The organism is Telluria sp. ZB4P36 (genome assembly GCF_059685865.1).
The window spans coordinates 198,566-223,039 of sequence record NZ_JCASIE010000004.1 but is presented as its reverse complement, the minus strand read 5'-3'; the positions used below and the strand labels follow the sequence as shown (position 1 = coordinate 223,039).

At 66.5% G+C, this 24,474-nt stretch carries 24 protein-coding genes and 1 tRNA gene; 12 read left to right on the top strand and 13 right to left on the bottom strand.

What is annotated here, in order from left to right; all coding sequences use genetic code 11:
* Positions 1–3: 3 nt before the first annotated feature.
* From AC56LK_RS08630 to hutC, 9 genes are all read right to left on the bottom strand, one after another.
* Entirely contained in the window at positions 4–939 is a 936-nt protein-coding gene (locus tag AC56LK_RS08630) for a tyrosine-type recombinase/integrase (protein ID WP_497184135.1), read from the bottom strand.
* A gap of 254 nt (positions 940–1,193) precedes the next feature.
* A tRNA-Leu gene (locus tag AC56LK_RS08625) sits at positions 1,194–1,278 on the bottom strand.
* A 60-nt stretch (positions 1,279–1,338) separates the two neighbouring features.
* Positions 1,339–1,806: a hypothetical protein gene (locus AC56LK_RS08620; RefSeq protein ID WP_497184134.1), complete on the bottom strand. Its 468-nt coding sequence runs from the start codon at positions 1,804–1,806 to the stop codon at positions 1,339–1,341.
* A gap of 239 nt (positions 1,807–2,045) precedes the next feature.
* Positions 2,046–3,761, bottom strand: a complete 1,716-nt coding sequence (locus AC56LK_RS08615; protein ID WP_497184133.1) for an ArnT family glycosyltransferase — start codon at positions 3,759–3,761, stop codon at positions 2,046–2,048.
* Positions 3,762–3,885: 124 nt separating this feature from the next.
* Positions 3,886–4,155: a type B 50S ribosomal protein L31 gene (locus tag AC56LK_RS08610; RefSeq protein WP_436104157.1), complete on the bottom strand. Its 270-nt coding sequence runs from the start codon at positions 4,153–4,155 to the stop codon at positions 3,886–3,888.
* A gap of 183 nt (positions 4,156–4,338) precedes the next feature.
* On the bottom strand, positions 4,339–5,601 hold the full coding sequence (rho, locus tag AC56LK_RS08605; protein ID WP_312512806.1) for a transcription termination factor Rho: 1,263 nt from the start codon (positions 5,599–5,601) through the stop codon (positions 4,339–4,341).
* 141 nt (positions 5,602–5,742) lie between these two features.
* Entirely contained in the window at positions 5,743–6,069 is a 327-nt protein-coding gene (gene trxA / locus AC56LK_RS08600; protein ID WP_436104159.1) for a thioredoxin TrxA, read from the bottom strand.
* Positions 6,070–6,307: 238 nt separating this feature from the next.
* On the bottom strand, positions 6,308–6,727 hold the full coding sequence (locus AC56LK_RS08595; RefSeq protein ID WP_497184132.1) for a response regulator: 420 nt from the start codon (positions 6,725–6,727) through the stop codon (positions 6,308–6,310).
* 82 nt (positions 6,728–6,809) lie between these two features.
* Positions 6,810–7,526 carry a histidine utilization transcriptional repressor HutC gene (hutC, locus tag AC56LK_RS08590; RefSeq protein ID WP_497184131.1) on the bottom strand — a complete coding sequence of 239 codons (717 nt, stop codon included), beginning with the start codon at positions 7,524–7,526 and terminating at the stop codon, positions 6,810–6,812.
* Positions 7,527–7,672: 146 nt separating this feature from the next.
* Between hutC and ada the strand changes: the two genes are divergently transcribed.
* The 9 genes from ada to hutI all read left to right on the top strand — a co-directional run bounded on the left by ada (position 7,673) and on the right by hutI (position 18,554).
* Positions 7,673–8,728, top strand: coding sequence for a bifunctional DNA-binding transcriptional regulator/O6-methylguanine-DNA methyltransferase Ada (gene ada, locus AC56LK_RS08585; RefSeq protein WP_497184130.1), 1,056 nt, complete (start codon positions 7,673–7,675; stop codon positions 8,726–8,728).
* Positions 8,725–9,414: a 2OG-Fe(II) oxygenase gene (locus AC56LK_RS08580; protein ID WP_497184129.1), complete on the top strand. Its 690-nt coding sequence runs from the start codon at positions 8,725–8,727 to the stop codon at positions 9,412–9,414. Before ada ends, AC56LK_RS08580 begins: the two co-directional genes overlap by 4 nt.
* A gap of 93 nt (positions 9,415–9,507) precedes the next feature.
* Positions 9,508–11,178 carry an amidohydrolase gene (locus AC56LK_RS08575; protein ID WP_497184128.1) on the top strand — a complete coding sequence of 557 codons (1,671 nt, stop codon included), beginning with the start codon at positions 9,508–9,510 and terminating at the stop codon, positions 11,176–11,178.
* Positions 11,179–11,259: 81 nt separating this feature from the next.
* The gene (gene hutU / locus AC56LK_RS08570; RefSeq protein ID WP_497184127.1) at positions 11,260–12,963 is read left to right on the top strand and encodes a urocanate hydratase; all 1,704 of its coding nucleotides are present in this window, start codon (positions 11,260–11,262) and stop codon (positions 12,961–12,963) included.
* A 10-nt stretch (positions 12,964–12,973) separates the two neighbouring features.
* Positions 12,974–14,521, top strand: a complete 1,548-nt coding sequence (gene hutH, locus AC56LK_RS08565; RefSeq protein WP_497184126.1) for a histidine ammonia-lyase — start codon at positions 12,974–12,976, stop codon at positions 14,519–14,521.
* 17 nt (positions 14,522–14,538) lie between these two features.
* Entirely contained in the window at positions 14,539–15,345 is an 807-nt protein-coding gene (hutG, locus tag AC56LK_RS08560) for an N-formylglutamate deformylase (protein ID WP_497184125.1), read from the top strand.
* Positions 15,342–16,730 (top strand): formimidoylglutamate deiminase, encoded by a 1,389-nt coding sequence (locus tag AC56LK_RS08555; protein ID WP_497184124.1) that lies wholly within the window; start codon positions 15,342–15,344, stop codon positions 16,728–16,730. The genes hutG and AC56LK_RS08555 overlap by 4 nt, the downstream gene beginning before the upstream one ends.
* Entirely contained in the window at positions 16,727–17,341 is a 615-nt protein-coding gene (locus AC56LK_RS08550) for a HutD/Ves family protein (protein ID WP_497184123.1), read from the top strand. The genes AC56LK_RS08555 and AC56LK_RS08550 overlap by 4 nt, the downstream gene beginning before the upstream one ends.
* On the top strand, positions 17,334–18,554 hold the full coding sequence (gene hutI, locus AC56LK_RS08545; RefSeq protein ID WP_497184122.1) for an imidazolonepropionase: 1,221 nt from the start codon (positions 17,334–17,336) through the stop codon (positions 18,552–18,554). The genes AC56LK_RS08550 and hutI overlap by 8 nt, the downstream gene beginning before the upstream one ends.
* 278 nt (positions 18,555–18,832) lie before the next feature.
* Here hutI and AC56LK_RS08540 read toward each other — a convergent pair whose 3' ends face one another.
* From AC56LK_RS08540 to AC56LK_RS08525, 4 genes are read right to left on the bottom strand one after another with little or no spacing between them, the layout of a single operon-like run.
* Complete coding sequence (locus AC56LK_RS08540) at positions 18,833–19,321, bottom strand: GNAT family N-acetyltransferase (RefSeq protein ID WP_497184121.1); 489 nt, start codon at positions 19,319–19,321, stop codon at positions 18,833–18,835.
* A complete protein-coding gene (locus AC56LK_RS08535; RefSeq protein ID WP_497184120.1) occupies positions 19,318–20,256 on the bottom strand; it encodes a DMT family transporter in 939 nt (312 codons plus the stop codon). Before AC56LK_RS08535 ends, AC56LK_RS08540 begins: the two co-directional genes overlap by 4 nt.
* 45 nt (positions 20,257–20,301) lie before the next feature.
* Positions 20,302–20,748: an Mpo1 family 2-hydroxy fatty acid dioxygenase gene (locus tag AC56LK_RS08530; RefSeq protein WP_497184119.1), complete on the bottom strand. Its 447-nt coding sequence runs from the start codon at positions 20,746–20,748 to the stop codon at positions 20,302–20,304.
* Between the two features lie 32 nt (positions 20,749–20,780).
* Complete coding sequence (locus AC56LK_RS08525; protein WP_497184118.1) at positions 20,781–21,740, bottom strand: LysR family transcriptional regulator; 960 nt, start codon at positions 21,738–21,740, stop codon at positions 20,781–20,783.
* Positions 21,741–21,878: 138 nt separating this feature from the next.
* Here AC56LK_RS08525 and AC56LK_RS08520 point away from each other — a divergent pair, with 138 nt between their 5' ends.
* The 3 genes from AC56LK_RS08520 to AC56LK_RS08510 all read left to right on the top strand — a co-directional run bounded on the left by AC56LK_RS08520 (position 21,879) and on the right by AC56LK_RS08510 (position 24,473).
* Positions 21,879–22,094 carry a hypothetical protein gene (locus tag AC56LK_RS08520; protein WP_497184117.1) on the top strand — a complete coding sequence of 72 codons (216 nt, stop codon included), beginning with the start codon at positions 21,879–21,881 and terminating at the stop codon, positions 22,092–22,094.
* Entirely contained in the window at positions 22,091–22,927 is an 837-nt protein-coding gene (locus tag AC56LK_RS08515) for an alpha/beta hydrolase (protein WP_497184116.1), read from the top strand. Before AC56LK_RS08520 ends, AC56LK_RS08515 begins: the two co-directional genes overlap by 4 nt.
* A 343-nt stretch (positions 22,928–23,270) precedes the next feature.
* A complete protein-coding gene (locus AC56LK_RS08510; protein WP_497184115.1) occupies positions 23,271–24,473 on the top strand; it encodes an efflux RND transporter periplasmic adaptor subunit in 1,203 nt (400 codons plus the stop codon).
* Position 24,474 lies beyond the last annotated feature (1 nt).

The window sequence follows — 24,474 nt, the reverse complement described above, 5'->3', positions numbered from 1 at the left end:
GGTTCAGTCCAGTAGCTTTGCCATCTCTTCGGCGGTTTCGTTGTAGTACACCTGCAGCTGCTTGAGGTCGCGGTGCCCGACCATGCGCGCCAGGTCGAGCACGTGCAGCTTCTTCGCAAGCCTGGTAATGGCCAGGTGGCGTGAATCGTGGAACGTGGCATCCTCGATCCCGGCTCGGGTCTTCGCCTTGCGGAACAGGGTATCGAGCGACTTGGTCGTGATCCCGAATATGGTCGCACCTTCCGCCGGAGCGGGGAGCAGCTCCAGCAGCTCGACCGCGCGCTTCGATAGTGGCACTTTCCTCTTTGTTCCGTTCTTCGTCTCGGTCAGCGTGGCAACGCGGCCGACGATGTCACGCGGCAGCAGGCCGCAGATTTCGCCGGCCCGCATGGCGGTCTCGATCGCAAACAGGAACGCGACGGCAACCCGCTGGCTGACCGTGGCGGCCGGCTGCTCGTCGTCCAGGTCGAAGCCAAGGGCGAGGCAGATGCGTTCGATCTCGTCCTCGGTGTACAGGCGATCGCGCGCCTCCGAATCCTTGGGTCGGCGCACGTCGGTGGTCGGGCTCGATGCAATCCACTTCCATTCTTTCGCCGCGACTGTAAAAATGTTCGACAGCAAATTCAGTTCGCGGTTGACCGTTGAGCCGCTGACCTTGTCAGTGTTCAGCCGGTGGTCGCGCCACTTTCCCAGCACGTCGGATGTGGCATCGACGAGCTTCATATCGCGGAACGGCTTATCACGGATCTCCCATCTGCCGATTGCAGCAAGGCGAAGCTGCTCGAAGCGATGGCCGCGCTTCGTGGCTGACACCTCCTTTTCATAGCGGTCAAAGGCGTCGCCGACTGTCCTACCGGACTGGATTCCAGTCGCCTTGCCGGAACGAATTTCGGCCTCGCGTGCCGTTGCCCAGGCGATCGCCTCAGCTTTCGTTGACATTACTCTTGAGTCTCGGACGCCTTGAATCGCCACCTGGGCCCGCCAGCCGCCCGCTCGTTTTGCATATGAAGCCACGCTTTAAACTCCTGCTGAGTGTTCCGTGCGTAATTATTGCGTAAAACGTGCGTAATGAGTGGGGAGATAAAGCGGTGAATTGCGGGAAAGTGTAGAGGGCCTTCCGGCCCGCCGCGCTTCCTAAGTGCTTGTTTTTACTTAGGAAGCGGGAAATTGCGGTTTGCTGCGTTGGGTGTTGTTGGTGCCTCCGGCCGGAATCGAACCGGCACGCCTTACGGCGCTTGATTTTGAGTCAAGTGCGTCTACCAATTCCGCCACAGAGGCCCAATAGCAGGGGCGCATCTTAGCACATCGATTGCAGGAATGACCAGTAGCGCGAACCGCTCAGCATGCAATGCGCTGCTGCAGCAGGCGCAGGCTGCCTACCGGCCCGACCACTTCCAGGGTGTGCGGCTGGACCGCCACCCGGATCGAGCCCTCGCGGCCGCGTAGCCAGGGCTGGGGACGGAAATAACTGATGCGGTCGGGATCGGACTCCGTGCGGCGGTAGCCGAGCGAGACCAGGGCTTCGTCGAGCGCGACCATCATGTGATGGGCATCGAAGCGGGTGCGCATTTCGAAGCGGCCCGGGCCCATCATGGCGACCGGCATCAGCCCGCCCGCCAGGGCCGGCAGCACGATGAAGGACAGCGGGGTTTCCGGGTCGATGGCGTGCAGCGCCAGCATCAGCAGCGGCAGGCCGACGGCCAGGGTCAGGGCCCAGGGAAGCAGCTGCCGCCAGGTGGCGGGACGGCGCAAAAAGAAGGGCCGTTCACGGATCCTTACGATTTCAGAAAAAGTAACGCTTTTCATGGTGTCTCCTCGCAGCGCTGCTTGAACGGTTGGCCTGTGTGACACAAAAAACGACCTGTTTTATTGTGACGCCCAGCCCTTCGGAACCGTTGACTCCGCTCAATTGCGCCGCCTTGCATGCATAGATTCTCATATCAGGCTGGCTTGCCGCGCACCGGTGAAAAACATGCAGGAATCGTGCCAGACGCAAAACGGCCGCCGGCGGTGAGGCGGGCGGCCTGCGGGGAGAGCGAAAAAAATCAGCGGCGCTGGAACAGGCGGAAGCGTTCGCTGCGGTCGGAAGCGCGCCGGCCTTCCCACAGTGCCGGGCTACGCAAGCCGTGGCGGCGCGCAAGCAGGTCGTCATTGCGGTCTTTGATATTGTCCTGCAGTAGCACATAGTTGCAGCGCCCGCCCGCCAGTCCGGCGAAGGGCAGCCGGCCGAAGTAGGCGAAGGAGGCGCGCTGGGCCGGGCCGACATTGGTCTCGATGCAGTCGGCATCGTGCGGCAGGGCTGCCGCGATCTGCTGGGCCACGCCGGCGTAGCTCTTGCTGTAGTTCAGGTCCGGCAGGAACAGGGTCATCAGGAGCACCCACAGCAGGATCAGCCCGCTCGAGGACAGTACCACCGCGCGCCACAGCACCGAAGGCTGGCGCGACAGGCGCCAATGGACCAGCATGATCCAGCCGATGCTGGCCGCCGCCGCGACCAGGAAGGCGATGATGCCGACTTCCGGCTTGAAGCCCGGCACCAGCTTGAGCGCGTTCTTGGCCAGCTGGGCCGGCCAGCCGGTGAGCTTGGCGATCCAGAACAGCCAGACCAGGGCGCCCAGGATGGTCAGCACCATCACCGAGAACCAGTCGATCGCATTGATCGCGCCGCGCTTCATGGTCGGCAGCCCGAAGGCGGCCATCAGCGCCAGCGGCGCCAGCATCTTGAGGAAGTCGCCGTTTTCCAGCTCCGGGTCGCACAGCAGCAGCAGGGTGAGGGCGATGAAGAACATCACCGGCATCACGATGTGCAGCAGGTGCTGCTGGCGCCGCCAGGCCCAGACCGCCCACAGGGCGAAGGGCCAGGCCGGCCAGAAGAACCACACGCCGATGCGGAAGAAGCCCTTCAGCGAGGCCAGGCCGGGCAGGCCGAGCTGGCTCGCGTTCCAGTCCAGCCATTCGCCGACCGGCGACAGGCCATAGGGTTGCGCGAGCGCGGCCGGTACGATCCAGACCAGGGTGATAAGAAATCCGACACCGGCCGCGATCGCCATGTGGCGCAGGGTTTCGCGGGTGGCCAGGTTCAGGTAGCGGGTGCAGGCGTACAGCGCCAGCACCAGCACGGCCGGCACCAGGACGCCGCGCGTGAGCGCGAGCCCGCCCAGCGCCAGGCCGACCAGCACGGCATTGCGGGTCGAGGCGGTCTCGACGTAGCGCACCGCGCGGTACAGGAAATAGGCGAGCAGGGCACCCTGCAGGGTCGCGGCCAGGGTCAGGTGGCTCTGCACCAGCAGGCCGAGGCAGCCGAGGTAGATCAGGACCGCGGTGTCGCCCAGGGTGCGGCCGTAGTCGTCCGGCTCGGGCTGGCCGCCGAAGGCCAGGCGCAGCGGCTGGGCCTCGGCGCGACGGCCCAGATGGAAGGCGGTGTACCAGAGCGACACGGCGCCGGTGACGAAGATGCCGATGGTCGAGACGCGCGCCGCCAGCACGTCGCCCAGGACCCAGCCGAACAGCTTGATGCACAGGGCGCCCAGCCAGAAGGCCAGCGGGCCTTGCTCGGCGGCGGCGAGGCCGGCGATGTTGGGGTAGAGCCAGTCGGCGGGGCCACCATGCGCCATGGTCCACATGATGCCGAAGCTGCCCGCATCTTCTTTCCAGGGATGGCGGCCGATCAGGCCCGGCAGGATGTACAGCATGCCCAGCGCGAGCAGGGCCCAGCGGGGCAGCGCCAGTGTGGCGGCGGCGGGAAGGCGGACGGGTTTCATCGTTCAGTGAAGCGGAAAGAATAGTCGCGTAGTATAGCCGCGAAAAAAAAAGAAGCCGGAGAACCGGCTTCTTTTTTGGCAACTCCGGACGCTGGCGCCCGGGGCTTGCGTAGTGCCTGGGCGATTAGCCGTTGGCGACCGAGGTCTTCGAACCGACGGTACCGAACTTCTGGCGGAACTTCTCGACGCGACCAGCGGTGTCGACGATCTTGTGCTTGCCGGTGTAGAACGGGTGCGATTCAGCCGAGACTTCGATCTTGATCAGCGGGTAATCCTTGCCTTCGAAGTTGATGGTGTCGCGGGTGTTGATGGTCGAGCGGGTGATGAACTTGAAATCGCACGACAGGTCGTGGAACACAACTTCGCGGTAATCCGGATGGATATCGTTCTTCATGGTTTTGCTTTCTCTGAGTTGGTAGCCAAACGGCACTTCGTCGGTCGTCCTGCTTCTTGACCCGATTGCCGATCACTTGCCAGGGGTTGGACTGAACCGGCGATTATAAAGTGGATTGGCGGGTCGGGCAAGAAAAAGGGCGGCCCGTGGGCCGCCCTGTCGCGCGCTCGCTGCGTCGGCTTTTTAGCCGCCGCGGCGCATCATGTCAAAGAACTCGACATTGTTCTTGGTCGCGCGCATCTTGTCGAGGATGAACTCCATCGCCTCGATCTCGTCCATCGAGTACAGCAGCTTGCGCAGGATCCAGATCTTCTGCAGCTGGTCCGGCTTGATCAGCAGCTCTTCGCGGCGGGTACCCGACTTGTTCAGGTTGATTGCCGGGTAGACGCGCTTCTCGGCCAGGCGGCGCTCGAGGTGCACTTCCATGTTGCCGGTGCCCTTGAATTCTTCGTAGATCACGTCGTCCATGCGCGAACCGGTCTCGATCAGCGCGGTGGCGACGATGGTCAGCGAGCCGCCTTCCTCGACGTTACGGGCGGCGCCGAAGAAGCGCTTCGGGCGCTGCAGCGCGTTGGCGTCGACACCGCCGGTCAGCACCTTGCCCGAGGCCGGGATCACGGTGTTGTAGGCGCGCGCCAGGCGGGTGATCGAGTCCAGCAGGATCACGACGTCCTTCTTCATCTCGACCAGGCGCTTGGCTTTTTCCAGCACCATCTCGGCGACCTGCACGTGGCGGGTGGCCGGTTCGTCGAAAGTCGAGGCGACCACTTCGCCGCGCACCGAACGCTGCATCTCGGTCACTTCTTCAGGACGCTCGTCGATCAGCAGGACGATCAGGGTCACGTCCGGGTGGTTGGCGGTGATCGCGTGGGCGATGTGCTGCAGCATGACCGACTTGCCCGACTTCGGCGAAGCCACCAGCAGGCCGCGCTGGCCCTTGCCGATCGGCGAGATCAGGTCGACGATGCGGCCGGTGATGTTCTCGGCGCCGTTCATGTCGCGCTCGAGACGCAGCGGCTCGTTCGGGTGCAGCGGGGTCAGGTTTTCGAACAGGATGCGGTGCTTCGAGGCTTCCGGCGATTCGCCGTTGACCTTGTCCACCTTGACCAGCGCGAAGTAGCGCTCGCCGTCCTTCGGCGTACGTACTTCGCCTTCGATCGAGTCACCCGTATGCAAGTTGAACCGGCGGATCTGCGACGGCGAGATGTAGATGTCGTCGGTCGAGGCCATGTAGCTGGCGTCCGGCGAGCGCAGGAAGCCGAAGCCGTCCGGCAGCACCTCGAGGGCGCCGTCGCCGAAGATCTGTTCGCCGCCTTTCGCGCGCTTCTTCAGGATCGCGAACATCAGTTCCTGTTTGCGCAGGCGGGCTGCGTTGTCGATGTCGAGGCCGATGGCCATCTCCAGCAGTGCGGAGACGTGCATTGCCTTCAGTTCAGATAAATGCATGTTTGTGTGGGTGTCCCGTGACGGGAAAGTAAAGGTAGGGGAGGGAACTACGTGGTTTATTCAAAGCTGGGAAGCACCGGAGCCGAGGCTTCCCGACATGACGGCAACGCGGGCGCGCTGCCGCCGCTCATGGTAACAGTATCAGATGTTGCTGTCGATAAACTGAACCAGCTGGCCCTTGGCCATGGCGCCGACCTTCTGCGCCGCTGCTTCGCCGTTCTTGAACAGGATCAGGGTCGGGATACCGCGGATGCCGAACTGGGCCGGTACGGCCTGGTTGGCGTCGACGTCGACCTTGGCCACCACCAGCTTGCCAGCGTATTGCTGGGCAACTTCTTCCAGGATCGGTGCAATCATCTTGCACGGGCCGCACCACTCGGCCCAGAAATCGACCAGGACCGGGAGCTCGGACTTGAGCACTTCGGCATCGAAGCTTGCATCGGTGATGTGTTTAATATTTTCGCTCATTATGTTCCTCAAAAGAGGTAAGGATCAATTAACGCCTGGCGGCCAATGCCGAACCTGCGTGGTCCTGGCCGGCTTCCGCGTACTGCTTAACGCGCAGTCTCAAATAATTGGCTGCTACACAATGGTGGAGGCACTGTGTGCAAAATTCAATATGGAAAGACGGCAGGGGGTGTCAGGCGGGGATGTGCCGAATAATACCCCATTTTTTCAAAAAGTGTGGGTCGGTTTGTACAAAATCTCAACATTGCACCGCCAGCCGCAACTGCTCGATCGCCAGCGGCTTGCGGAAGGCCCCCGCCACTTGCAAGCCGAGGGCGCGCGCCAGTTCGGTGGCGGCGTTGCGCACGCCGTCTTCCAGCGCCGACACCAGGATCACGCGGCCATTGAAACCCTGGCGCGCCGCCGCCTGCAGGAACTCGATGCCGTCCATCTCGGGCATCGCCAGGTCGCAGATCAGGAGCTCGGGCGCGTGGCGCGGCAGGGCGGCCAGCGCACGCCGCGCATCGATCTCGGCATGGATGTCGAAAGGACCGGCCCCGTCACCCGTGTCGAGCAGGTCGAGCATGTCGCGCAGCACATCGAGCATGAAGCGGTCATCGTCGAGCAGCAGCACGCGGCGCGGGGCGGCATGCGGTGCGGGCGAGAAGGATGGCTTCATGCGGAATGGGTAGGTGGCGTTTGGAAGGGAGCCATTATGGCGAAGTTTTCCACTTTCGTGGAGATATTGAACAACCCTGGCCTCAAACGCTGCCCGTAAACCGCGCCAAGTGGCCTGGATGCCACATCGTGGCCACCGAGGCGACCCGGCCACCCGAGGTAGTGCGGCGGTGCAATACCAGGCAGGGCAGGCCTGCGCCGATCGCCAGCATGCCGGCCACTTCCGGCGGAGCCGGCTGGGCCTCGATGCCATAGGTCGCGCCCTGCAGCGGCGCCGCCGCCATCAGGTGCTCGTTCGGGGTGATGCTGCCGAAGTCCTGCTCCAGGTAGCTCGGCGCGCAGTCCGGGTTGACCCAGCGGTCCTCGACCTGGATCGGCACGTCGTTCTCGAAGTGGACGATGATCGAGTGGTACAGCGTGACGCCGGGCGCCAGCTCGAACTCGGCCGCCAGCTCGTCGGTGGCGATCTCGGCGCGCAACAGGCGCAAATGGCTGCGGTGGGCGCGGCCGCGCGCGCGGATCTCGTCGGCGATATTGCGGATCTCGACCAGGGTCGCCTGGTACTTCTGCGGCGCCACATAGGTGCCCGAGCCCTGGCGCCGGGTCAGCACCTGCTCGGCGGTCAGCTCGCGCACCGCGCGGTTGACGGTCATGCGCGAGACCCCGAACTGGCGCACCAGCGCCTGCTCGGAGGGCACCAGGTCGCCTTCTTTCCAGCGGCCGGACGCGATCTCGCCGACCAGGTAATCCTTGATTCGCTGGAAAATGGGGGTGCTGTCTTGCGCGATCGGTTCTTCCAAACTACTCTCCGGGAAGCATGGGCGGCGAGCTGCCGCGACACCGGATTCTAGCACCGCAATTCGAAAGCAAGACCCGGAGTGCCCCGGCGCAGGCCGGGCGCTACGCTGTGTGCATCCATCAGCAACCGGGAACCATCATGACAGCCATGACCAGCATCTTTGATACCGACGAGGCGCGCTGGGCCGCCGTGCAGCGCCGCGACCGCGACGCCGACGGCCAGTTCTACTATTCCGTGCGCAGCACGGGCGTGTACTGCCGGCCTTCCTGCCCCTCGCGCGGCGCGCTGCGCGCCAACGTCGCCTTCCATGCCAGCCCGGCGGATGCCGAAGCGGCGGGCTTTCGCGCCTGCCTGCGCTGCAAGCCGGGGCAGCCGCCGCTGGCCGAGCGCCAGGCAGCCGCCGTGGCGCAGGCCTGCCGCCTGATCGACGCCGCCGAGGAGGCTCCCGACCTCGACAGCCTGGCGCAGGCGGTGGGCATGAGCCGCTTCCATTTCCACCGCATCTTCAAGGCCTACACCGGCATCACGCCGAAGGCCTATGCCGGCGCACGCCGCGCCGCCCGCTTGCAGCAGGGGCTGGCGGCGGCGCCGAGCGTCACCGACGCCATCTACGAGGCCGGCTTCGGCTCGAGCGGGCGCTTCTACGATGCCAGTACCGGCCTGCTGGGCATGACGCCGGGCCGCTACCGCGCGGGCGGGCCGGGCGAAACCATCCGCTTCGCCGTCGCCGCCTGTTCGCTCGGCGCCATCCTGGTGGCAAGCACGGAACGCGGCATCTGCGCGATCCTGATCGGCGACGAACCGGAGCCGCTGGTGCGGGACCTGGAGGAACGCTTCCCGCACGCCGAGCTGATCGGCGCGGAGGCCGGCTATGAGCGCACGGTGGCGCAGGTGGTCGGCTTGGTCGAGGCGCCGCGCCTCGGGCTCGACCTGCCGCTCGACGTGCGCGGCACCGCCTTCCAGCGCCGCGTGTGGGAAGCGCTGCGCGCGATTCCCGCGGGCGCCACCGTCAGCTACAGCGAGCTGGCGGAACGGCTCGGCATGCCGACGGCGGCGCGCGCGGTCGCCGGCGCCTGCGCCGCCAATCCGGTGGCGGTGGCGATTCCCTGCCACCGCGTGGTGCGTACCGATGGCGCGCTGTCCGGCTACCGCTGGGGGATCGAACGCAAGCGCACCCTGCTCGACCGCGAGGCCGGGCAGTGAAGGCTGTCGACTGGGAGCATGTGGCCGAAGACCTTGACGCCTTCGGCTGCGCCGTCATTCCCGGCCTGCTGGCGCCGCAGGATTGCGCCGCCGCGGCGGCGCTGTACGAGCGTCCCGCGCTGTTCCGCAGCCGGGTGCTGATGCAGCAGCATGGTTTCGGTCGCGGCGAGTACCAGTATTTCGCCTATCCGCTGCCGGCGCCGCTGGCGGCGCTGCGCACGGCCTTGTACCCGCCGCTGGCAGGCATCGCCAACCGCTGGCATGAGGTACTCGGCATCGACACCCGCTTCCCGGACGCGCATGCGGACTACCTGGCGCGCTGCCATGCGGCGGGGCAGGTCAAGCCGACCCCGTTGCTGCTGCGCTACCGCGAAGGCGACTACAACTGCCTGCACCAGGACCTGTACGGCGAGCTGGTGTTCCCGCTGCAGGCGGCGCTGCTGCTGTCCCGGCCCGGCGAGGATTTCGAGGGCGGCGAATTCGTATTGACGGAGCAGCGCCCGCGCATGCAATCCCGTGCCGAGGTGGTGCCGCTGGGGCAGGGCGATGCGGTCGTGTTCGCGGTCAACCAGCGGCCGGTGCAGGGCACGCGCGGGGTCTACCGGGTGGCGATGCGCCATGGGGTCAGCCGGCTGCGGCGCGGCACCCGGCACACACTCGGGATCATCTTCCACGACGCGGGCTAGAGCGCGGCTATGCCCCATCCTTGATTTTCTATACACTCCCTGGTGCCGCGCCCACGAAGCGCGGTCACCATATAAAAACGGAGAATAGAAAGCATGCGCGTGCGCCAGATACCCCTCTCTTCACTGATCGTCCTTGCCGGCCTCGGCGTCCTCTCGTCGGCCCGGGCCGACACCGTCATCACCAACGCCAACGGCTACACCCTGAACGCCAGGGGCGAGCTGGTGCAGTTCAGCGCCTTGGCCTTCGACGACAAGGGGCGCATCCTTGCCGTCGGCAGCAATGCCGACGTCAGTGCAAAGGCGAAGGGCGCGCGCCAGGTCGACATGCAGGGCCGCACCGTGCTGCCGGGCCTGATCGACGCCCACGGCCACGTGTTCGGCCTGGGCCAGCAGCTGACCCAGCTCGACCTTTCCGGCACCACCTCGCTGGCCGATGCGATCAAGGCCATCACCACGTATTCGAAAGCGAACGCGAACCACGCCTGGATCCGCGGCCGCGGCTGGAACCAGGAGAACTGGAAACTGGGCCGCTTCCCGACCGCCGCCGAGCTGGATGCCGTGGTGTCGGACCGCCCGGTATGGCTGGAGCGCGTCGACGGCCACGCCGGCTGGGCCAACAGCCGCACCCTGGCCCTGGCCGGCATCACCAAGGCCACCCCCGACCCGGCCGGCGGCAAGATCATGCGCGATGCGAACGGCGAAGCCACCGGCGTGCTGGTCGACGCGGCCCAGGAACTCGTCACCAAGGTGATGCCGGCCCAGACCGAGGCCGAGGGCCGCACGATGCTGGACCGTTCGCTGCAGGAGATCGCGCGCATGGGCCTGACCAGCGTGCACGATGCCGGCGTCGGCGTGGCGGAAGACCGCCTGTACCGCCACTACGCCGATAGGAAGAAGCTGACGGCGCGCGTGTACGGCATGATCGGCGGCACCGACAAGGATTTTGACCAGTTGGCAAAAAATGGCCCGCTCCTCAACTATGCCGATGGCATGTATGCGCTGCGTGCAGTAAAGCTGTATTCGGACGGCGCGCTGGGCAGCCGCGGCGCCGCCCTGCTCAAGCCCTACAGCGACGAGCCGCACTCGCACGGCCTGCTGTTCTTCAAGACCGCGCAGATGGACGCCATGATGAGCAAGGCCATGCGCAAGGGCTACCAGGTCAACGTGCACGCCATCGGCGACGCCGGCAACAAGCAGATCCTCGACATCTACAAGAAGGAGCTGGGCGCGACCAAGAGCGCAGGGCAGCGCCACCGCATCGAGCATGCGCAGGTGGTGACGCTCGAGGACATCCCGCGCTTCAAGTCGCTCGGCATCATCCCCTCGATGCAGCCGACCCACGCGACCTCGGACAAGAACATGGCCGAGACCCGCGTCGGCCCGGAACGCATCAAGGGCGCCTACGCCTGGCGCAGCTTCCTGCACCAGGGTTCGCGCATCGCCTGCGGTTCGGACTTCCCGGTGGAGTCGCCGAATCCCTTCTTCGGCATCCACGCCGCCGTCACCCGCATGGACCACGCCGGGCAGCCGGTGGCGGGCTGGTACCCGAACCAGGCGATGTCGCTGAAAGAAGCCTTCCGCTGCTTCACGCTGGACGCCGCCTATGCCGGCCACCAGGAAAACAGCCTCGGTTCGCTGGAGCCGGGCAAGCACGCCGACTTCATCGTGATCGACCGCGACCTGTTCCGCATGCCGACCTACGACATCTTCAAGACCGGCGTGCTGGAGACCTGGGTCGGCGGGAAGCAGGTGTTCAAAAAGTAAGCAGACTGGGGCTGATAAAATGGATTGACTTGGTTGTATAGACAACTTAGACTCATTGCTGATTCCAACTGAGGAGCCGCCATGAATTCACCGATGCCCCACGACCCCCGTTTCGATCCCGCCCGCGTGATCCGCGCACCGCGCGGCAGCCAGCTGAGCTGCAAGAGCTGGCTGACCGAAGCCGCCTACCGCATGATCCAGAATAACCTCGACGCCGAGGTCGCGGAAAACCCGCAGGCCCTGGTCGTCTACGGCGGCATCGGCCGCGCCGCCCGCAACTGGGAATGCTACGACCAGATCCTGGCCTCGCTGCGCACGCTGGAAGACAACGAGACCCTCTTGATCCAGTCCGGCAAGCCGGTCGGCGTGTTCCGCACCCATGCGGACGCGCCGCGCGTGCTGCTGGCGAACTCCAACCTGGTGCCCAAGTGGGCCAACTGGGAACACTTCAATGAACTCGACCGCAAGGGCTTGTTCATGTACGGCCAGATGACCGCCGGCAGCTGGATCTACATCGGCACCCAGGGCATCGTGCAGGGCACCTACGAGACCTTCGCCGAAGCCGGCCGCCAGCATTTCGGCGGCGACATGGCAGGCCGCTGGATCCTCACCGCCGGCCTGGGCGGCATGGGCGGCGCCCAGCCGCTGGCCGCGACCTTCGCCGGCGCGGTCTCGCTGAACATCGAGTGCCAGCAGAGCAGCATCGACTTCCGCCTGCGCACCCGCTACCTCGACAAGCAGGCGAAGGACATCGACGAGGCGCTGGCGATGGTCAAGGAATACACCGGCAAGCGCGAAGCCGTCTCCATCGGCCTGCTCGGCAACGCCGCCGACATCCTGCCGGAGCTGGTGCGCCGCGCCAAGGCCGGCGGCCTGGTGCCGGACCTGGTCACCGACCAGACCTCGGCCCACGACCTGATCAACGGCTACCTGCCTTCCGGCTGGACCGTGGAAGAGTGGAAGGCCGCGCAGCAGGATCCTGCGCAGCACGCGCGCCTGAAGGCCGCCGCCGCGGCATCCTGCGCCGTGCACGTGCGCGCCATCCTCGACTTCAAGGCCCTGGGCTCTTATGCCGTCGACTACGGCAACAACATCCGCCAGGTGGCGAAGGACGAGGGTGTCGAGAATGCCTTCGACTTCCCGGGCTTCGTGCCGGCCTACATCCGTCCCCAGTTCTGCGAGGGCCGCGGTCCCTTCCGCTGGGTGGCGCTGTCGGGCGATCCCGAGGACATCTACAAGACCGACGCCAAGATCAAGGAGCTGTTCCCGCAGCATGCGCGGGTGCACCGCTGGCTCGACATGGCGCGCGAGCGCATCGCCTTCCAGGGCCTGCCGGCACGCATCTGCTGGCTCGGCCTGGGCGAGCGCCACCTGGCCGGCCTGGCCTTCAACGAGATGGTGCGCAGCGGCGAGCTGAAAGCGCCGATCGTGATCGGCCGCGACCACCTCGATACCGGCTCGGTGGCGAGCCCGAACCGCGAGACCGAAGCCATGCGCGACGGTACCGACGCGGTGTCCGACTGGCCGCTGCTGAATGCCCTGCTGAACACCGCCGGCGGCGCCACCTGGGTCTCGCTGCACCATGGCGGCGGCGTGGGCATGGGCTATTCGCAGCACTCGGGCGTGGTCATCGTGGCCGACGGCACCGAGGCGGCAGCAGAGCGCCTGGCCCGCGTGCTGGTGAACGACAGCGGCTCGGGCGTGATGCGTCACGCCGACGCCGGCTATGAAAGTGCAATCGAGACGGCCAAGCGCAACGGCCTGAATCTCCCGATGATCAAGTAAGGTTTTAGCTATGAACGACTCGCACCACACCATTACCCTGCGCCCCGGCGAACTGACGCTGTCCGAGCTGCGCGCCGTCTGGGCCGATCACCTGCCCCTGAGCCTCGCACCGGAAGCCTGGGAGCCGGTCAAGGCCTCCTGCGCGCTGGTGGAAAAGATCACCGCCAAGGGCGACCCGGCCTACGGCATCAACACCGGCTTCGGCATCCTGGCCAAGGCCCACATCCCGAACGACCAGCTGGAAGCGCTGCAGCGCAACCTGATCCTGTCGCACGCGGTGGGCACCGGTGAGCTCATCGCCGACAATGTCGTGCGCCTGATCGTGCTGACCAAGATCGGCAGCCTGGCGCGCGGCTATTCGGGCGTGCGGCCCCTGATCATCGAGACCCTGATCGCCCTGTACAACGCCGGCATCATGCCGGCCATCCCTTCGCAAGGCTCGGTCGGTGCCTCGGGCGACCTGGCGCCGCTGGCCCACATGACCCTCGCCATGCTGGGCGTGGGTCCGGTGCGTTACAAGGGCGAACTGATGGAGGCGAAGCAGGCCCTGGGCGCCGCCGGCATCGAGCCGGTGACCCTGGCCGCCAAGGAGGGCCTGGCCCTGATCAACGGCACCCAGGTCTCGACCGCGCTGGCGCTGCACGGCCTGTTCATGGCCGAGCGCCTGCTGGAAGCGGGCATGGTGGCCGGTTCGCTGTCGGTCGACGCCGCCCGCGGCAGCGACGCACCCTTCGATGCGCGCATCCACGCGGTGCGCGGCCAGCCGGGCCAGATCGCCGCGGCCAGCATCTACCGCGAACTGGTCAAGGGCAGCGCGATCCGCGCCTCGCACCTGGTGGGCGACGAGCGCGTGCAGGATCCGTACAGCCTGCGCTGCCAGCCGCAGGTGATGGGCGCGGCGATGGACCTGATCGCCAACGCCGGCCGCACCCTGCTGATCGAGGCGAATGCCGTCACCGACAACCCGCTGCTGTTCCCTGAGGACGGTGCGATCATCTCCGGCGGTAACTTCCATGCCGAGCCGGTGGCCTTCGCCGCCGACACCCTGGCGCTGGCGATCGCCGAAATCGGCGCATTGTCGGAACGCCGGATCGCGCTGCTGATCGACGCCAACCTGTCCGGCCTGCCGGCCTTCCTGGTGAAGGAACCCGGCCTGAACTCCGGCTTCATGATCGCCCACGTCACCGCCGCCGCGCTGGCCTCGGAAAACAAGTCGCTGGCCCATCCGGCCAGCGTCGACAGCTTGCCGACCTCGGCTAACCAGGAAGACCACGTCAGCATGGCAACCTTCGCGGCGCGCCGTCTGCACCAGATGGCGCACAATACGTCCGTGATCGTGGGCATCGAGCTGCTGGCGGCGGCCCAGGGCATCGAATTCCACCGTCCTTTGCGGAGTTCCGAGCACCTCGAGCACGTGCACGCCCAGCTGCGCGCGCGCGTGGCGCCCTACGATGCGGACCGCTTCTTCGCCCCGGACATCGAGGCCGCTCGCCTGATGGTCGTGCACGGCGAGTTGTCGGCATCGTGCAAGGAACTGTTCACCGTACTGCACCCTTAATCTCGACAGGAGAGGACATGGATTTCCGGTTCAAGGCAGGCAAGCTTCCCATGCTCGTGTCGATGCCCCATGCGGGCACCGACATCCCGGACGAGGTGCTGGCCGCCATGGCGCCCTGCGCCGCCGCGCGCGCCGACACCGACTGGCACCTGCCCGAGCTGTACGGCTTCCTGGAAGAGATGGGCGTGTCGACCATCTCTGCGCGCTGGTCGCGCTACCTGATCGACCTGAACCGCCCGCCCGAGAACACCAATCTCTACCCGGGCATGGACACCACCGGCCTGTGCCCGGTCGACACCTTCGGCCGCGAAAGCCTCTACCTGCCGGGCCGCACGCCCGACGAGGCCGAGGTGCGGCGCCGGCTGGAGCGCTACTGGATGCCCTACCACGAACAGCTGCGCACCGAACTCGCGCGCCTCAAACGCATGTCGGGCAGCGGCCGCGTGGTGCTGTGGGACGCGCATTCCATTGCATCGCAAGTGCCGCGCTTTTTCGAAGGCCGCCTGCCGGACCTGAATTTCGGTACCGCGGACGGCAAGTCCTGCGATCCCGGACTGGAAGCTGCGGTAGTGGGCGTCGCCCGCGCCCAGGACCGGTTCAGCATTGCGCTGAACGGCCGCTTCAAGGGCGGCCACATCACGCGCAAGTACGGCCAGCCGCAAGACGGCGTGCACGCGATCCAGCTCGAGATGTGCCAGTGCCTGTACATGAATGAAGCGGCGCCCTTCGAATACCGTCCCGAGGTCGCGGCGCAGGTGCAGCCGCTGCTGCAGGACATGATCGGTGCTGCCGCAGGGTGGGCAACTGAGTGGGTGCGCGCATGAGAGCCCTGTTCGCACGCCATGCATTGCTCCCCGACGGCTGGCGGCGCGACGTGCTGCTCGAATGGGATGCGCAGGGCGACCTGACCCGGGTCGACGCGCAGGCCGCGGCGCCCCTGGGCGTGGCGCGCGCCGACTACGTCATTTCGGGCATGGTCAACCTGCATTCGCACGCCTTCCAGCGCGCGCTGGGCGGCCTGACCGAGCGCGCCGGCGAGGGGCCGGACAGCTTCTGGACCTGGCGCGACCTGATGTACCGCTTCGCCGCCCGCATCACCCCGGAACAGATCGAGGCCATCGCCGCCCAGCTGTTCGTGGAATGCCTGCGCCACGGCTATACCTCGCTGTGCGAATTCCACTACCTGCAGCGCGGGCCCAATGGCGAGACCTACGTGCGGCCGGCCGAAACCGCCGAGCGCGTGGCCGCCGCCGGCCATGCCACCGGCATGGGCCTGACCCTGCTGCCGGTCCTGTACAGCCACGCCGGCTTCGGCGAACAGCCGCTGCGCCCCGAGCAGCGGCGTTTCCGCACGGGTGTCGACGACATCCTCGGCATCGCCGAAGCGCTCCAGCCCCTGCGCGGCCCGCAACTGGAAGTGGGCGCCGCGCCGCATTCGCTGCGCGCGGCGACGATCCAGCAGATGCGCGAGCTGGTCTCCGGCCTGCCGGCCGGGCGCCCGCTGCACATCCACATCGCCGAACAGCAGGCCGAGGTCGAGCAGAGCATCAAGTTCTCCGGACGCCGTCCGGTCGAGTACCTGATGGAGCAGCTCGCGGTGGACGAGCGCTGGTGCCTGGTCCACGCCACCCACCTGAACGACGAGGAAGTGGCGGCGATCGCGCGCAGCGGCGCCGTTGCCGGCCTGTGCCCGACCACCGAGGCCAACCTGGGCGACGGCCTGTTCCCGCTGCAGCGCTTCATCGAGCTCGGTGGGCGCTTCGGCATCGGCAGCGACAGCCACGTGTCGCAAAGCCCGGTCGAGGAGCTGCGCTGGCTGGAATACGGCCAGCGCCTGGTCCACCAGCGCCGCAATATCGCAGTATCGACCAACCCCGCACATCAACAGCGCGACGTCGGCCAGTACTTGTGGCAGACTTCCTTGCGCGGCGGTGCCCAGGCCGCGGGCCGCAAGGTAGGCGCGCTCGCGGAAGGAATGCGCGCCGACCTGCTGGTGCTGGACGGAAGCCATCCGAACCTGGACGGCGTGGCGGACGAGGAGGTGCTCGGGCGCTTCCTGTTCTGCGGTAACGACAACCTGGTGCGCGACGTGCTGTGCGGCGGACGCTGGGTAGTGCAGGGCGGCCGCCACGTGGCGCAGGACAGGGTCGCGCAGCGCTACCGCGAGGCCATCAACGAATTACGTGAGTCGAGTGAGGTGGGCCAATGACCGTACTGATTCCATTCGCAGGATTGTCGCCGGTGCCGTGGAAGAACGGCGGCGGCAGCACGACCGAAATCGCCATCGGTCCGCCGGACGCCGGTTTCGAGGACTTCGACTGGCGCGTCAGCCTGGCCACCATCGAGAAGGATGGCGCCTTCTCGCTGTTCCCCGGCGTGGACCGCACCCTGGCCCTGGTCGAGGGCCACGGCATGACGCTCGAGATCGACGGCGAGCCGACCATGGTGACCGATCTCGATCCGGTGGTGGCCTTCGACGGCAGCTCGCAGGTCATCGCGAAGCTCAACCGCGGCGGCAGCACCGATTTCAATGCCATGACGCGCAGCGAGCGCTGCTACCACACCTTCGGCCGGCGCCGGCTGCTGGGCGACGCCGGCGCCGCATCGAACTTCGTGGCGCGCGCCGACGTGACCGTGCTGTTCCTGGCGGAGGGCGACGCCCTCGAACTGCGCAACGAAGAAGAGCGCATCGGCCTGGTGCGCTTCGACGCGGTGGTGCTGGAGCCGGGCTCGCGCTGGAGGCTCGAAGCGGGGCAGGGCGTGATCTACATCGTGGACATCTGGTACCACGAGGAAGAGGACGAAGAAAGCTATGAGTGAAGTGGCGGACCTGCTGTTCACCAGCGTGCACCTGGCAACGATGGTGGATGGCTACGGCGAGCTGCGCGACGCCGCGCTGGCCGTGAAGGATGGCCGCATCGCCTGGTTCGGCCCACGCCGCGACGCTCCCGCCGCCCTGGCGGAGCACGATTGCGGCGGCGCCTGGATGACGCCGGGCCTGGTCGACTGCCACACCCACATCGTCCACGCCGGCAACCGCAGCAACGAATGGGAAGCGCGCCTGAACGGTGCCAGCTACGAGGACATTGCGCGCCAGGGCGGCGGCATCATGTCCACCGTGCGCGCCACCCGCGAGGCCGACGTGGAGGCGCTGCTGGCGCAAAGCCTGCCGCGCGTGGCCAGGCTGCTGTCGGAAGGCGTCACCACGCTCGAGATCAAGTCGGGCTATGGCCTGGAACTGGACGCCGAGGCGCGCATGCTGCGCGCCGCGCGCCTGGTCGGCGAGCGCCTGCCGGTGCGGGTGGCCACCACCTTCCTCGGCGCCCATGCGCTGCCGCCGGAGTTCGCGGGCCGCGCCGACGATTACGTGATTGAGGTGTGCACACGCATGCTGCCGCAGCTGGCGCAGGAGGGCCTGGTCGATGCGGTGGACGCGTTCTGCGAGCGGATCGGTTTCACCAATGCCCAGACCGCGCGCGTGTTCGACGCGGCGCGTGCACTGGGCCTGCCGGTCAAGCTGCATGCCGAACAGCTGTCCGACCAGCAGGGCGCCGAACTGGTGGCGCGCCATGGCGGCCTGTCGGCCGACCACCTCGAATACCTGAGCCAGGCCGGCATCGACGCGATGGCGCGCGCGGGCACGGTGGCCGTGCTGCTGCCGGGTGCCTACTACTTCCTGCGCGAGACCGTACAGCCGCCGATTGCCGCGCTGCGCGAAGCGGGGGTGGCGATGGCCGTCGCCACCGACTGCAACCCCGGCACCTCGCCGATGACCTCCCTGCTGCTGGCCATGAACATGGCCTGCACCCTGTGGCGCCTGACGCCGCAGGAAGCCTTGCAAGGCGCAACCAGCCACGCGGCGCGGGCGCTCGGCCTGCACGCCGACATCGGGACGCTGGAAGTCGGAAAGCGTGCCGACCTGGCCCTGTGGAACATCGCCCGTCCGGCCGACCTGGCCTATGCCATGGGCTCGAATCCCTGCCGCAGCGTGGTCAACGGCGGCGTCCTCAGGCAGGCGCACATCGCCGTCTAGGCGCGCCCGGCCCTTATTCCTTACGCATCCACAAGCAATCCCTTCCAGAATCCAAGCCGTTTGACTCTCGTCAAGCCGCGCAATTCCAGCTCAGGAATGATCACTTCAAGGGCAGCACAAACACGCTCGTAACAAGGGTAACCGAATGTAAGGCTTAATTGATCATTAAGGATCCACGCCTATAGTGTAAGCGTGTGATTCACCATCTCCCCTCCCCATTTGATGAAAATGGGTTCGCCCACGGCGCCTCCCGGCCCCGTGGGTTTTTCTTTGCGCGCTTAGGCGCGGCGCTCGGCCAGCGCGTCGAGGGTGTCGCCGGTCAGGCGGCAGATGCGCCAGTCGGGCAGGATGTCCGCGCCCATCTGCTTGTAGAAATTGATGGCCGGCTCGTTCCAGTCCAGCACCGACCATTCGAAGCGGCCGCAGTTGCGCTCGACCGCGATCTGCGCGAGACGGGTCAGCATCCGGGTGCCATAGCCCTTGCCGCGGTGCGACTGGCGCACATACAGGTCTTCCAGATACAGGCCCTTCCTGGTCAGGAAGGTCGAGAAGTTATGGAAGAACAGCGCGAAGCAGACCACCTCGCCGTCCTCCTCGCCGATGATGGCTTCGCACGAGGGGCGCTCGCCGAACAGGCCTTCGTGCAGCAGGTCTTCGGTGGCCACGACCAGGTGTTCGAGTTTCTCGAACACGGCCAGTTCCACGATCATGGCGTGGATGTGGGTGATGTCGGTGGGGACGGCGGGACGGATGGAAAAAGTGCTCATGGCGTTTCGAGTGGATTGTTCAGGTTTGCGGATTGCACAGGTTTGGCTGCGGGTGCGCGCAGGGCCCAGGCCACGCTGGCCAGGCACAGGACCATGCCGGCGAATTCGACCGGGCCGGGACGGTAGCCTTCGAGCTTGATCGACAGCAGCACCGACAGCACCGGCGTGATGACGCCGATGTAGACGGTCTTCTGGGCGCCGATCCGCCCGATCAGGGTGAAGTAGGCGAAGAAGGCGATCACCGAGCCGAAGATCGACAGGTAGACCAGGCCGGCCCAGTAGGTGGGGCTGGACGGCAGCACGAAGCGGTCGCCGCGCAGCAGCAGCCACACGGTGACCAGGCAGGCGCCCCACAGCATCGACCAGGCCATGGTCAGCGGCAGGTTGGCGCATTCTTCCTTCACCTTGCTGACCACGATGCTGCCGGCCGAACTGGCGATGGTCGCGGCCAGCGCCAGGACCACGCCGGCGATGAATGCCGGGCTGCCGCCGGCCTGGAAATCGGCCCAGGCGGCGCTGATCGACTGCCAGAACAGCAGGGCGACGCCGGCGAAGGCGACCACGCCGCAGGCGATGGTGCGGCGGCTGATGACGGTCCCGAAGAACAGGCTGCTCAGCAGCGGAGTCCAGAACACCATCAGCGCGAACATCACCGCCACCAGGCCCGAGACCACGTACTGCTCGGATTGATAGGTGCAGATGTAAGAGATGCAGAAGGTGAGTACGCCCTGCACGGCCATCCAGCCATGGGTGCGCAGCGGCAGGCGCAGGCTGTCGCGGCGCGCCAGGCAGATCACGAAGAGCGTGGCGGCGGCGAGGAAGAAACGGTAGGCCACCGAGACGGCGGGCGGCGCTTCGCCCAGCTGCAGGGTGATGGCCCAGAACGTGGAGCCCCAGATCAGCGAGGCGACGGTGAAGAGGACGGAAGATGGCATCGGGCGAGTATACGTGCTCCCGCGCATTCCCGCACGATGCGATATTCAGTACGCGAGTTTCATCCGGCGGTACAGGAAGGACAGCACGAACAGCGGCCCGATGAGCAGGAAGCGCAGGTCGTCGAAGAAGGAGGGCTTCTTGCCTTCGATCTTGTGGCCGACGAACTGGCCGATCCAGGCCACCACGAAGACCGCGATCGACAGCGGCAGCAGCGTCATCGGCGGCATCAGCGCCAGCAGGCCCAGCATCGCGGCGCTCATCACGCCCATGCCGATGGCGAAGCCGCGCGACAGCGTGGTGTAGTAATAGAGCGAGGCGAGCGTCGCCGCGACGGCCACCACCGGGTGCAGCGCCCACAGGACGCCCAGCAGGCTCAGGACGATCAGCGGGATGCACACGAAGTGGATGATCTCGTTGGTGTGGTTGCGGTGGCTTTCGGCGTAGCGCGCCAGCAGGATGTCGATGTTGCGGGGTTGCGAGGTATGGTCCATGGCTGTCTCCGGCATTCTTGTTTGCGACGATTCTACACCGTCTCCAGCGCCGGTTCCGCTACCGCCGCCGCGCTCCGCGGCCCCTGCAGGCGCAGGTTCGGATGGGCCGCGAACAGCTCGGAAATCCATTCGACGAACACGCGCACCTTGGCCGACAGGTGGCGGTTCTGCGGGTAGACGACGTGCACCGGCAGCGGATCGCTGCGCCACTCGGGCAGCACCTGCAGCATGCGCCCGGCCGCGATGTGCTGCAGCAGCAGGTAGTCCGTCATCATGATGACGCCGAGGCCTGCCAGGCCCGCCTGCACGTAGGCATTCGAATCGTTCAGCGCGACGGAGCCGGGCAGGGCCACCTCGATGCGCTCGCCGTCGCGGCTGAAATCCCAATTCGAAATCTTGCCGGTCTTGGCCGAGAAGTAGTTCACGCAGCGGTGGCGCTCCAGGTCACGCGGGTGCTGCGGCATGCCGAAGCGCTCGATGTAGGCGGGAGCGGCGGCGGTGACGAAGTTGATCACGCCGATGCGGCGCGCGATCAGGTTCGAATCGACCAGCTCGCCGCCGCGCACGGCGCAATCGACGCCTTCCTCGACCAGGTCGACCGGCCGGTCGGTGCTGCCCAGTTCCAGGGTGATGTCCGGGTAGCGCTCGAAGAACGTGGGCAGGGCCGGGATCAGGATTTCCGAGGCCAGTCCGGTCGGGGTGTCGATGCGCAGGCGTCCGGTTGGGCTCAGGCGGTGGCGCGACAGCGATTCCTCGGCGTCGCGCACGTCCGACAGGATCTGCACGCAGCGTTCGTAATAGGCGGCACCGTCCGAGGTGATCATTACCTGGCGCGTCGTGCGGTGCAGCAGTTTGACCGCCAGCGTCGACTCGAGCGTCTGGATCAGGGTCGAGACGGTCGCCTTGGGCAGGTTCAGCATTTCCGCCGCCTTGGTGAAGCTGCCGCAGTCGACCACCTGGATGAAGACTTCCATGGCCTGGAGCTTGTTCATGATGGTCCTTTTCGTTCAGGAATCGCGCATTGTTCAGCAATCTGAATAATCAATTCGGTATTGCCATCTTTATCCGATTGTAGTTGAAGACTATAGTGTGTGCATCGCAACAAAATGTAAACACATACGGAGCTGGCCATGAGCATGCGGGACGGGATCTTCACCACGGTAGCAGTCGCCCTGAGCGGGGTAGCGCTGGCGGGCCTGTTGGGGACCGACGCCTATTCGCAGGCTGCCGGCGCGGAAGCGCGCGGCCTGAAGGCGCTGTCGATGCAAGTCGAGATGCAGTGCGACGCGTGCCCGGAAGCCAAAGCCGACCGCTGGGCCGTGGCCAATGAAGGAGCCCGTCCATGAGCGCGGTGCTCGAAGAGGTCCAGGCCAGCCTGGTCGAGGTGCGCGAACTCGACGTCGGCGGCGCCGAAGGCCCGCTGGCGGCGCGCCTCTACACGGCCGGCAACCCGGCCAGGCGCGACACGCTGGTCGTGTTCTTCCACGGCGGCGGCTTCGTCTCGGGTGACCTGCAGGAAGCCGACGAGTTCCTGCGCTATATGGCCCAATGCAATGAAGAGCGCGCGGTACTCGCCTCGAACTATACGCTGGCGACGGTGAAGCCTTTCCCGGCCGCGGTAGAGGATGCGCACGCCGTGCTGCTGTGGACCATGAAGCACAAGGCGAAGCTCGGCTGGTCCGGCAAGAAGCTGGTGGTGATGGGCATCGAGGCCGGCGCCAACCTGGCGGCCGTGTGCGCCCTGATGGCGCGCGACCGCGCCGCGCCGAAGCTGGCCGGCCAGATCCTGATCATGCCGATGCTCGACCCGGGCCTGTCCACCTGCTCGATGCGCCAGATGAACCAGTGCCCGGACCGCGAAAAGCTGACCAGCACCTGCGCCGAAGCCTACCGCGGCTACCTGCCGCATGCCGCCGACCGTGCGCACCCGTATGCCTCGCCGTTGCGTTCGACCCGCTTGAAGAACCTGCCGCCGGCCCTGATCCTGTCCGCCGAGGACGACCCATTGTGCGACGAGGCCGAACAGTACGGCGCCAAACTGATCAACGCCGGCGTGCGCACCACCGTACGGCGCATGCCGCCGGCGCCCCTGGTGGAGCCGGGCGGACGCAACGAATGTGCATGCAAGGTGCACGCGCTTGCGGAGATCGCAACCTTCCTTGCAGGACTGGATCGCTGACCGTTCAGCACCAGCCCTTACCGACACTGCCTTCCCGAGAACACCGTGCCGCAGGCACGGGGAGGCCCCGTTTTGCCCAAAAGTCGTCGCCCACGCGACGTGAGGGACCGTTTTTGCGAAAGAGGTGTGCCATGAATAGAACACCAGTCGACACCGGCGTCCAGCTGCGCAGCATGCGCTGTTGACGCCAGTATCGCCGCCGCGCTGAGCGCGCGGCCTCCTGACCAGTAAGGAATACGGCATCCACGCCTGCGGGCGCGGACAGGCCCCCTGTTTTCCTCGCATCCGGCGCGAACCCGGCTGCGATAGGGATTGTTTTGTCTCTCAATAAGAAAGGTTCATCATGAACAACCGACAAATGGGCACAGTAAAAACTCTCGTGGGGCTGCTCGCGGCCGCCGGCCTGGCAGCTGCGGTACTGACCGGCTGCGCCGATGCCAACAGCAAGGACGATGCGGCAGCCGCCGCGCCGGCCGCACCGCCGGTCTCCGCGGCAGTCGTCATCGAAAAGCCGGTGGCCGAGACCCAGGAATTCTCGGGCCGCCTGGAGGCGGTGGAAGTGGTCGAGATCCGTCCGCGCGTGAGCGGCTACATCACGGCCGTCAACTTCAAGCCGGGCGCCGAAGTGAAGAAGGGCGAGGTCCTGTTCGTGATCGACCCGCGCCCCTACCAGGCCGAAGCCGACCGCGCCGGCGCCGCCGCCAGCGCGGCCCGTGCCCGCGCCGACCTGGCGCGCCTCGAACTGCAGCGCGCCGAGCGCCTGCTGGCAGACAAAGCCATCGCACAGCGCGAGTTCGACGAAAAAGCCGCAGCCCAGAAGGAACTCGACGCCAATGCCCGCGCCGCCCAGGCGCAATACGAGTCGGCACGCCTGAACCTGGCCTATACCCGCGTCACCGCGCCGATCGACGGCCGCGTGTCGAAGGCCGAGATCACCCTCGGCAACCTGGTCGACGCCAGCGCCGTGCTGACCTCCGTGGTCTCGCTCGATCGCATCTATGCCAGCTTCGACGGCGACGAACAGACCTATTTGCGGGTCGGCGCCCGCGCCCAGCGTGACAAGGGCGCGGTCGTGAAGATCGGCCTGGCCAACGAAGAAGGCTTCCCGCACGAGGGCAAGCTCGAATTCGTCGACAACCAGCTGGACGCCCGTACCGGCAGCGTGCGCATGCGCGCCACCCTGGCCAACCCGGACCGCGCACTGGCGCCCGGCCTGTTCGCCCGCGTGCAGGTGGGCAGCGGCGTGGCCAACCAGGCCGTCGTGATCAATGAGCGCGCGGTCGGCACCGACCAGAGCCGCAAGTTCGTGGTGGTGGTCGGCGCCGACGGCAAGGCCGAATACCGCCCGGTGACCCTGGGCCCGGTGGTGGACGGCATGCGCGTGGTGCGCTCCGGCCTGAAGGCGGGCGAGAAGATCGTCGTCAACGGCCTGCAGCGCGTGCGTCCCGGCGCGCCGGTCACGCCGCAGATCGTGCCGATGGATGCCGACCTGGCCGCCGCCAAGTCCGGCACCAAGCTGGCCCTGAACACCGCAGGCAAGGAGTAAT

Coding starts and splice junctions, on each gene's coding strand:
- ada (WP_497184130.1), top strand. CDS start 7,673: ATGACCAGCATCTTTGATACCGACGAGGCGCGCTGGGCCGCCGTGCAG.
- AC56LK_RS08550 (WP_497184123.1), top strand. CDS start 16,727: ATGACCGTACTGATTCCATTCGCAGGATTGTCGCCGGTGCCGTGGAAG.
- AC56LK_RS08530 (WP_497184119.1), bottom strand. CDS start 20,748: ATGGACCATACCTCGCAACCCCGCAACATCGACATCCTGCTGGCGCGC.
- AC56LK_RS08575 (WP_497184128.1), top strand. CDS start 9,508: ATGCGCGTGCGCCAGATACCCCTCTCTTCACTGATCGTCCTTGCCGGC.
- AC56LK_RS08540 (WP_497184121.1), bottom strand. CDS start 19,321: ATGAGCACTTTTTCCATCCGTCCCGCCGTCCCCACCGACATCACCCAC.
- rho (WP_312512806.1), bottom strand. CDS start 5,601: ATGCATTTATCTGAACTGAAGGCAATGCACGTCTCCGCACTGCTGGAG.
- hutH (WP_497184126.1), top strand. CDS start 12,974: ATGAACGACTCGCACCACACCATTACCCTGCGCCCCGGCGAACTGACG.
- AC56LK_RS08525 (WP_497184118.1), bottom strand. CDS start 21,740: ATGAACAAGCTCCAGGCCATGGAAGTCTTCATCCAGGTGGTCGACTGC.
- AC56LK_RS08535 (WP_497184120.1), bottom strand. CDS start 20,256: ATGCCATCTTCCGTCCTCTTCACCGTCGCCTCGCTGATCTGGGGCTCC.
- hutG (WP_497184125.1), top strand. CDS start 14,539: ATGGATTTCCGGTTCAAGGCAGGCAAGCTTCCCATGCTCGTGTCGATG.
- AC56LK_RS08615 (WP_497184133.1), bottom strand. CDS start 3,761: ATGAAACCCGTCCGCCTTCCCGCCGCCGCCACACTGGCGCTGCCCCGC.
- AC56LK_RS08630 (WP_497184135.1), bottom strand. CDS start 939: ATGTCAACGAAAGCTGAGGCGATCGCCTGGGCAACGGCACGCGAGGCC.
- hutU (WP_497184127.1), top strand. CDS start 11,260: ATGAATTCACCGATGCCCCACGACCCCCGTTTCGATCCCGCCCGCGTG.
- AC56LK_RS08610 (WP_436104157.1), bottom strand. CDS start 4,155: ATGAAGAACGATATCCATCCGGATTACCGCGAAGTTGTGTTCCACGAC.
- AC56LK_RS08620 (WP_497184134.1), bottom strand. CDS start 1,806: ATGAAAAGCGTTACTTTTTCTGAAATCGTAAGGATCCGTGAACGGCCC.
- AC56LK_RS08510 (WP_497184115.1), top strand. CDS start 23,271: ATGAACAACCGACAAATGGGCACAGTAAAAACTCTCGTGGGGCTGCTC.
- hutI (WP_497184122.1), top strand. CDS start 17,334: ATGAGTGAAGTGGCGGACCTGCTGTTCACCAGCGTGCACCTGGCAACG.
- trxA (WP_436104159.1), bottom strand. CDS start 6,069: ATGAGCGAAAATATTAAACACATCACCGATGCAAGCTTCGATGCCGAA.
- AC56LK_RS08515 (WP_497184116.1), top strand. CDS start 22,091: ATGAGCGCGGTGCTCGAAGAGGTCCAGGCCAGCCTGGTCGAGGTGCGC.
- AC56LK_RS08555 (WP_497184124.1), top strand. CDS start 15,342: ATGAGAGCCCTGTTCGCACGCCATGCATTGCTCCCCGACGGCTGGCGG.
- AC56LK_RS08595 (WP_497184132.1), bottom strand. CDS start 6,727: ATGAAGCCATCCTTCTCGCCCGCACCGCATGCCGCCCCGCGCCGCGTG.
- AC56LK_RS08520 (WP_497184117.1), top strand. CDS start 21,879: ATGAGCATGCGGGACGGGATCTTCACCACGGTAGCAGTCGCCCTGAGC.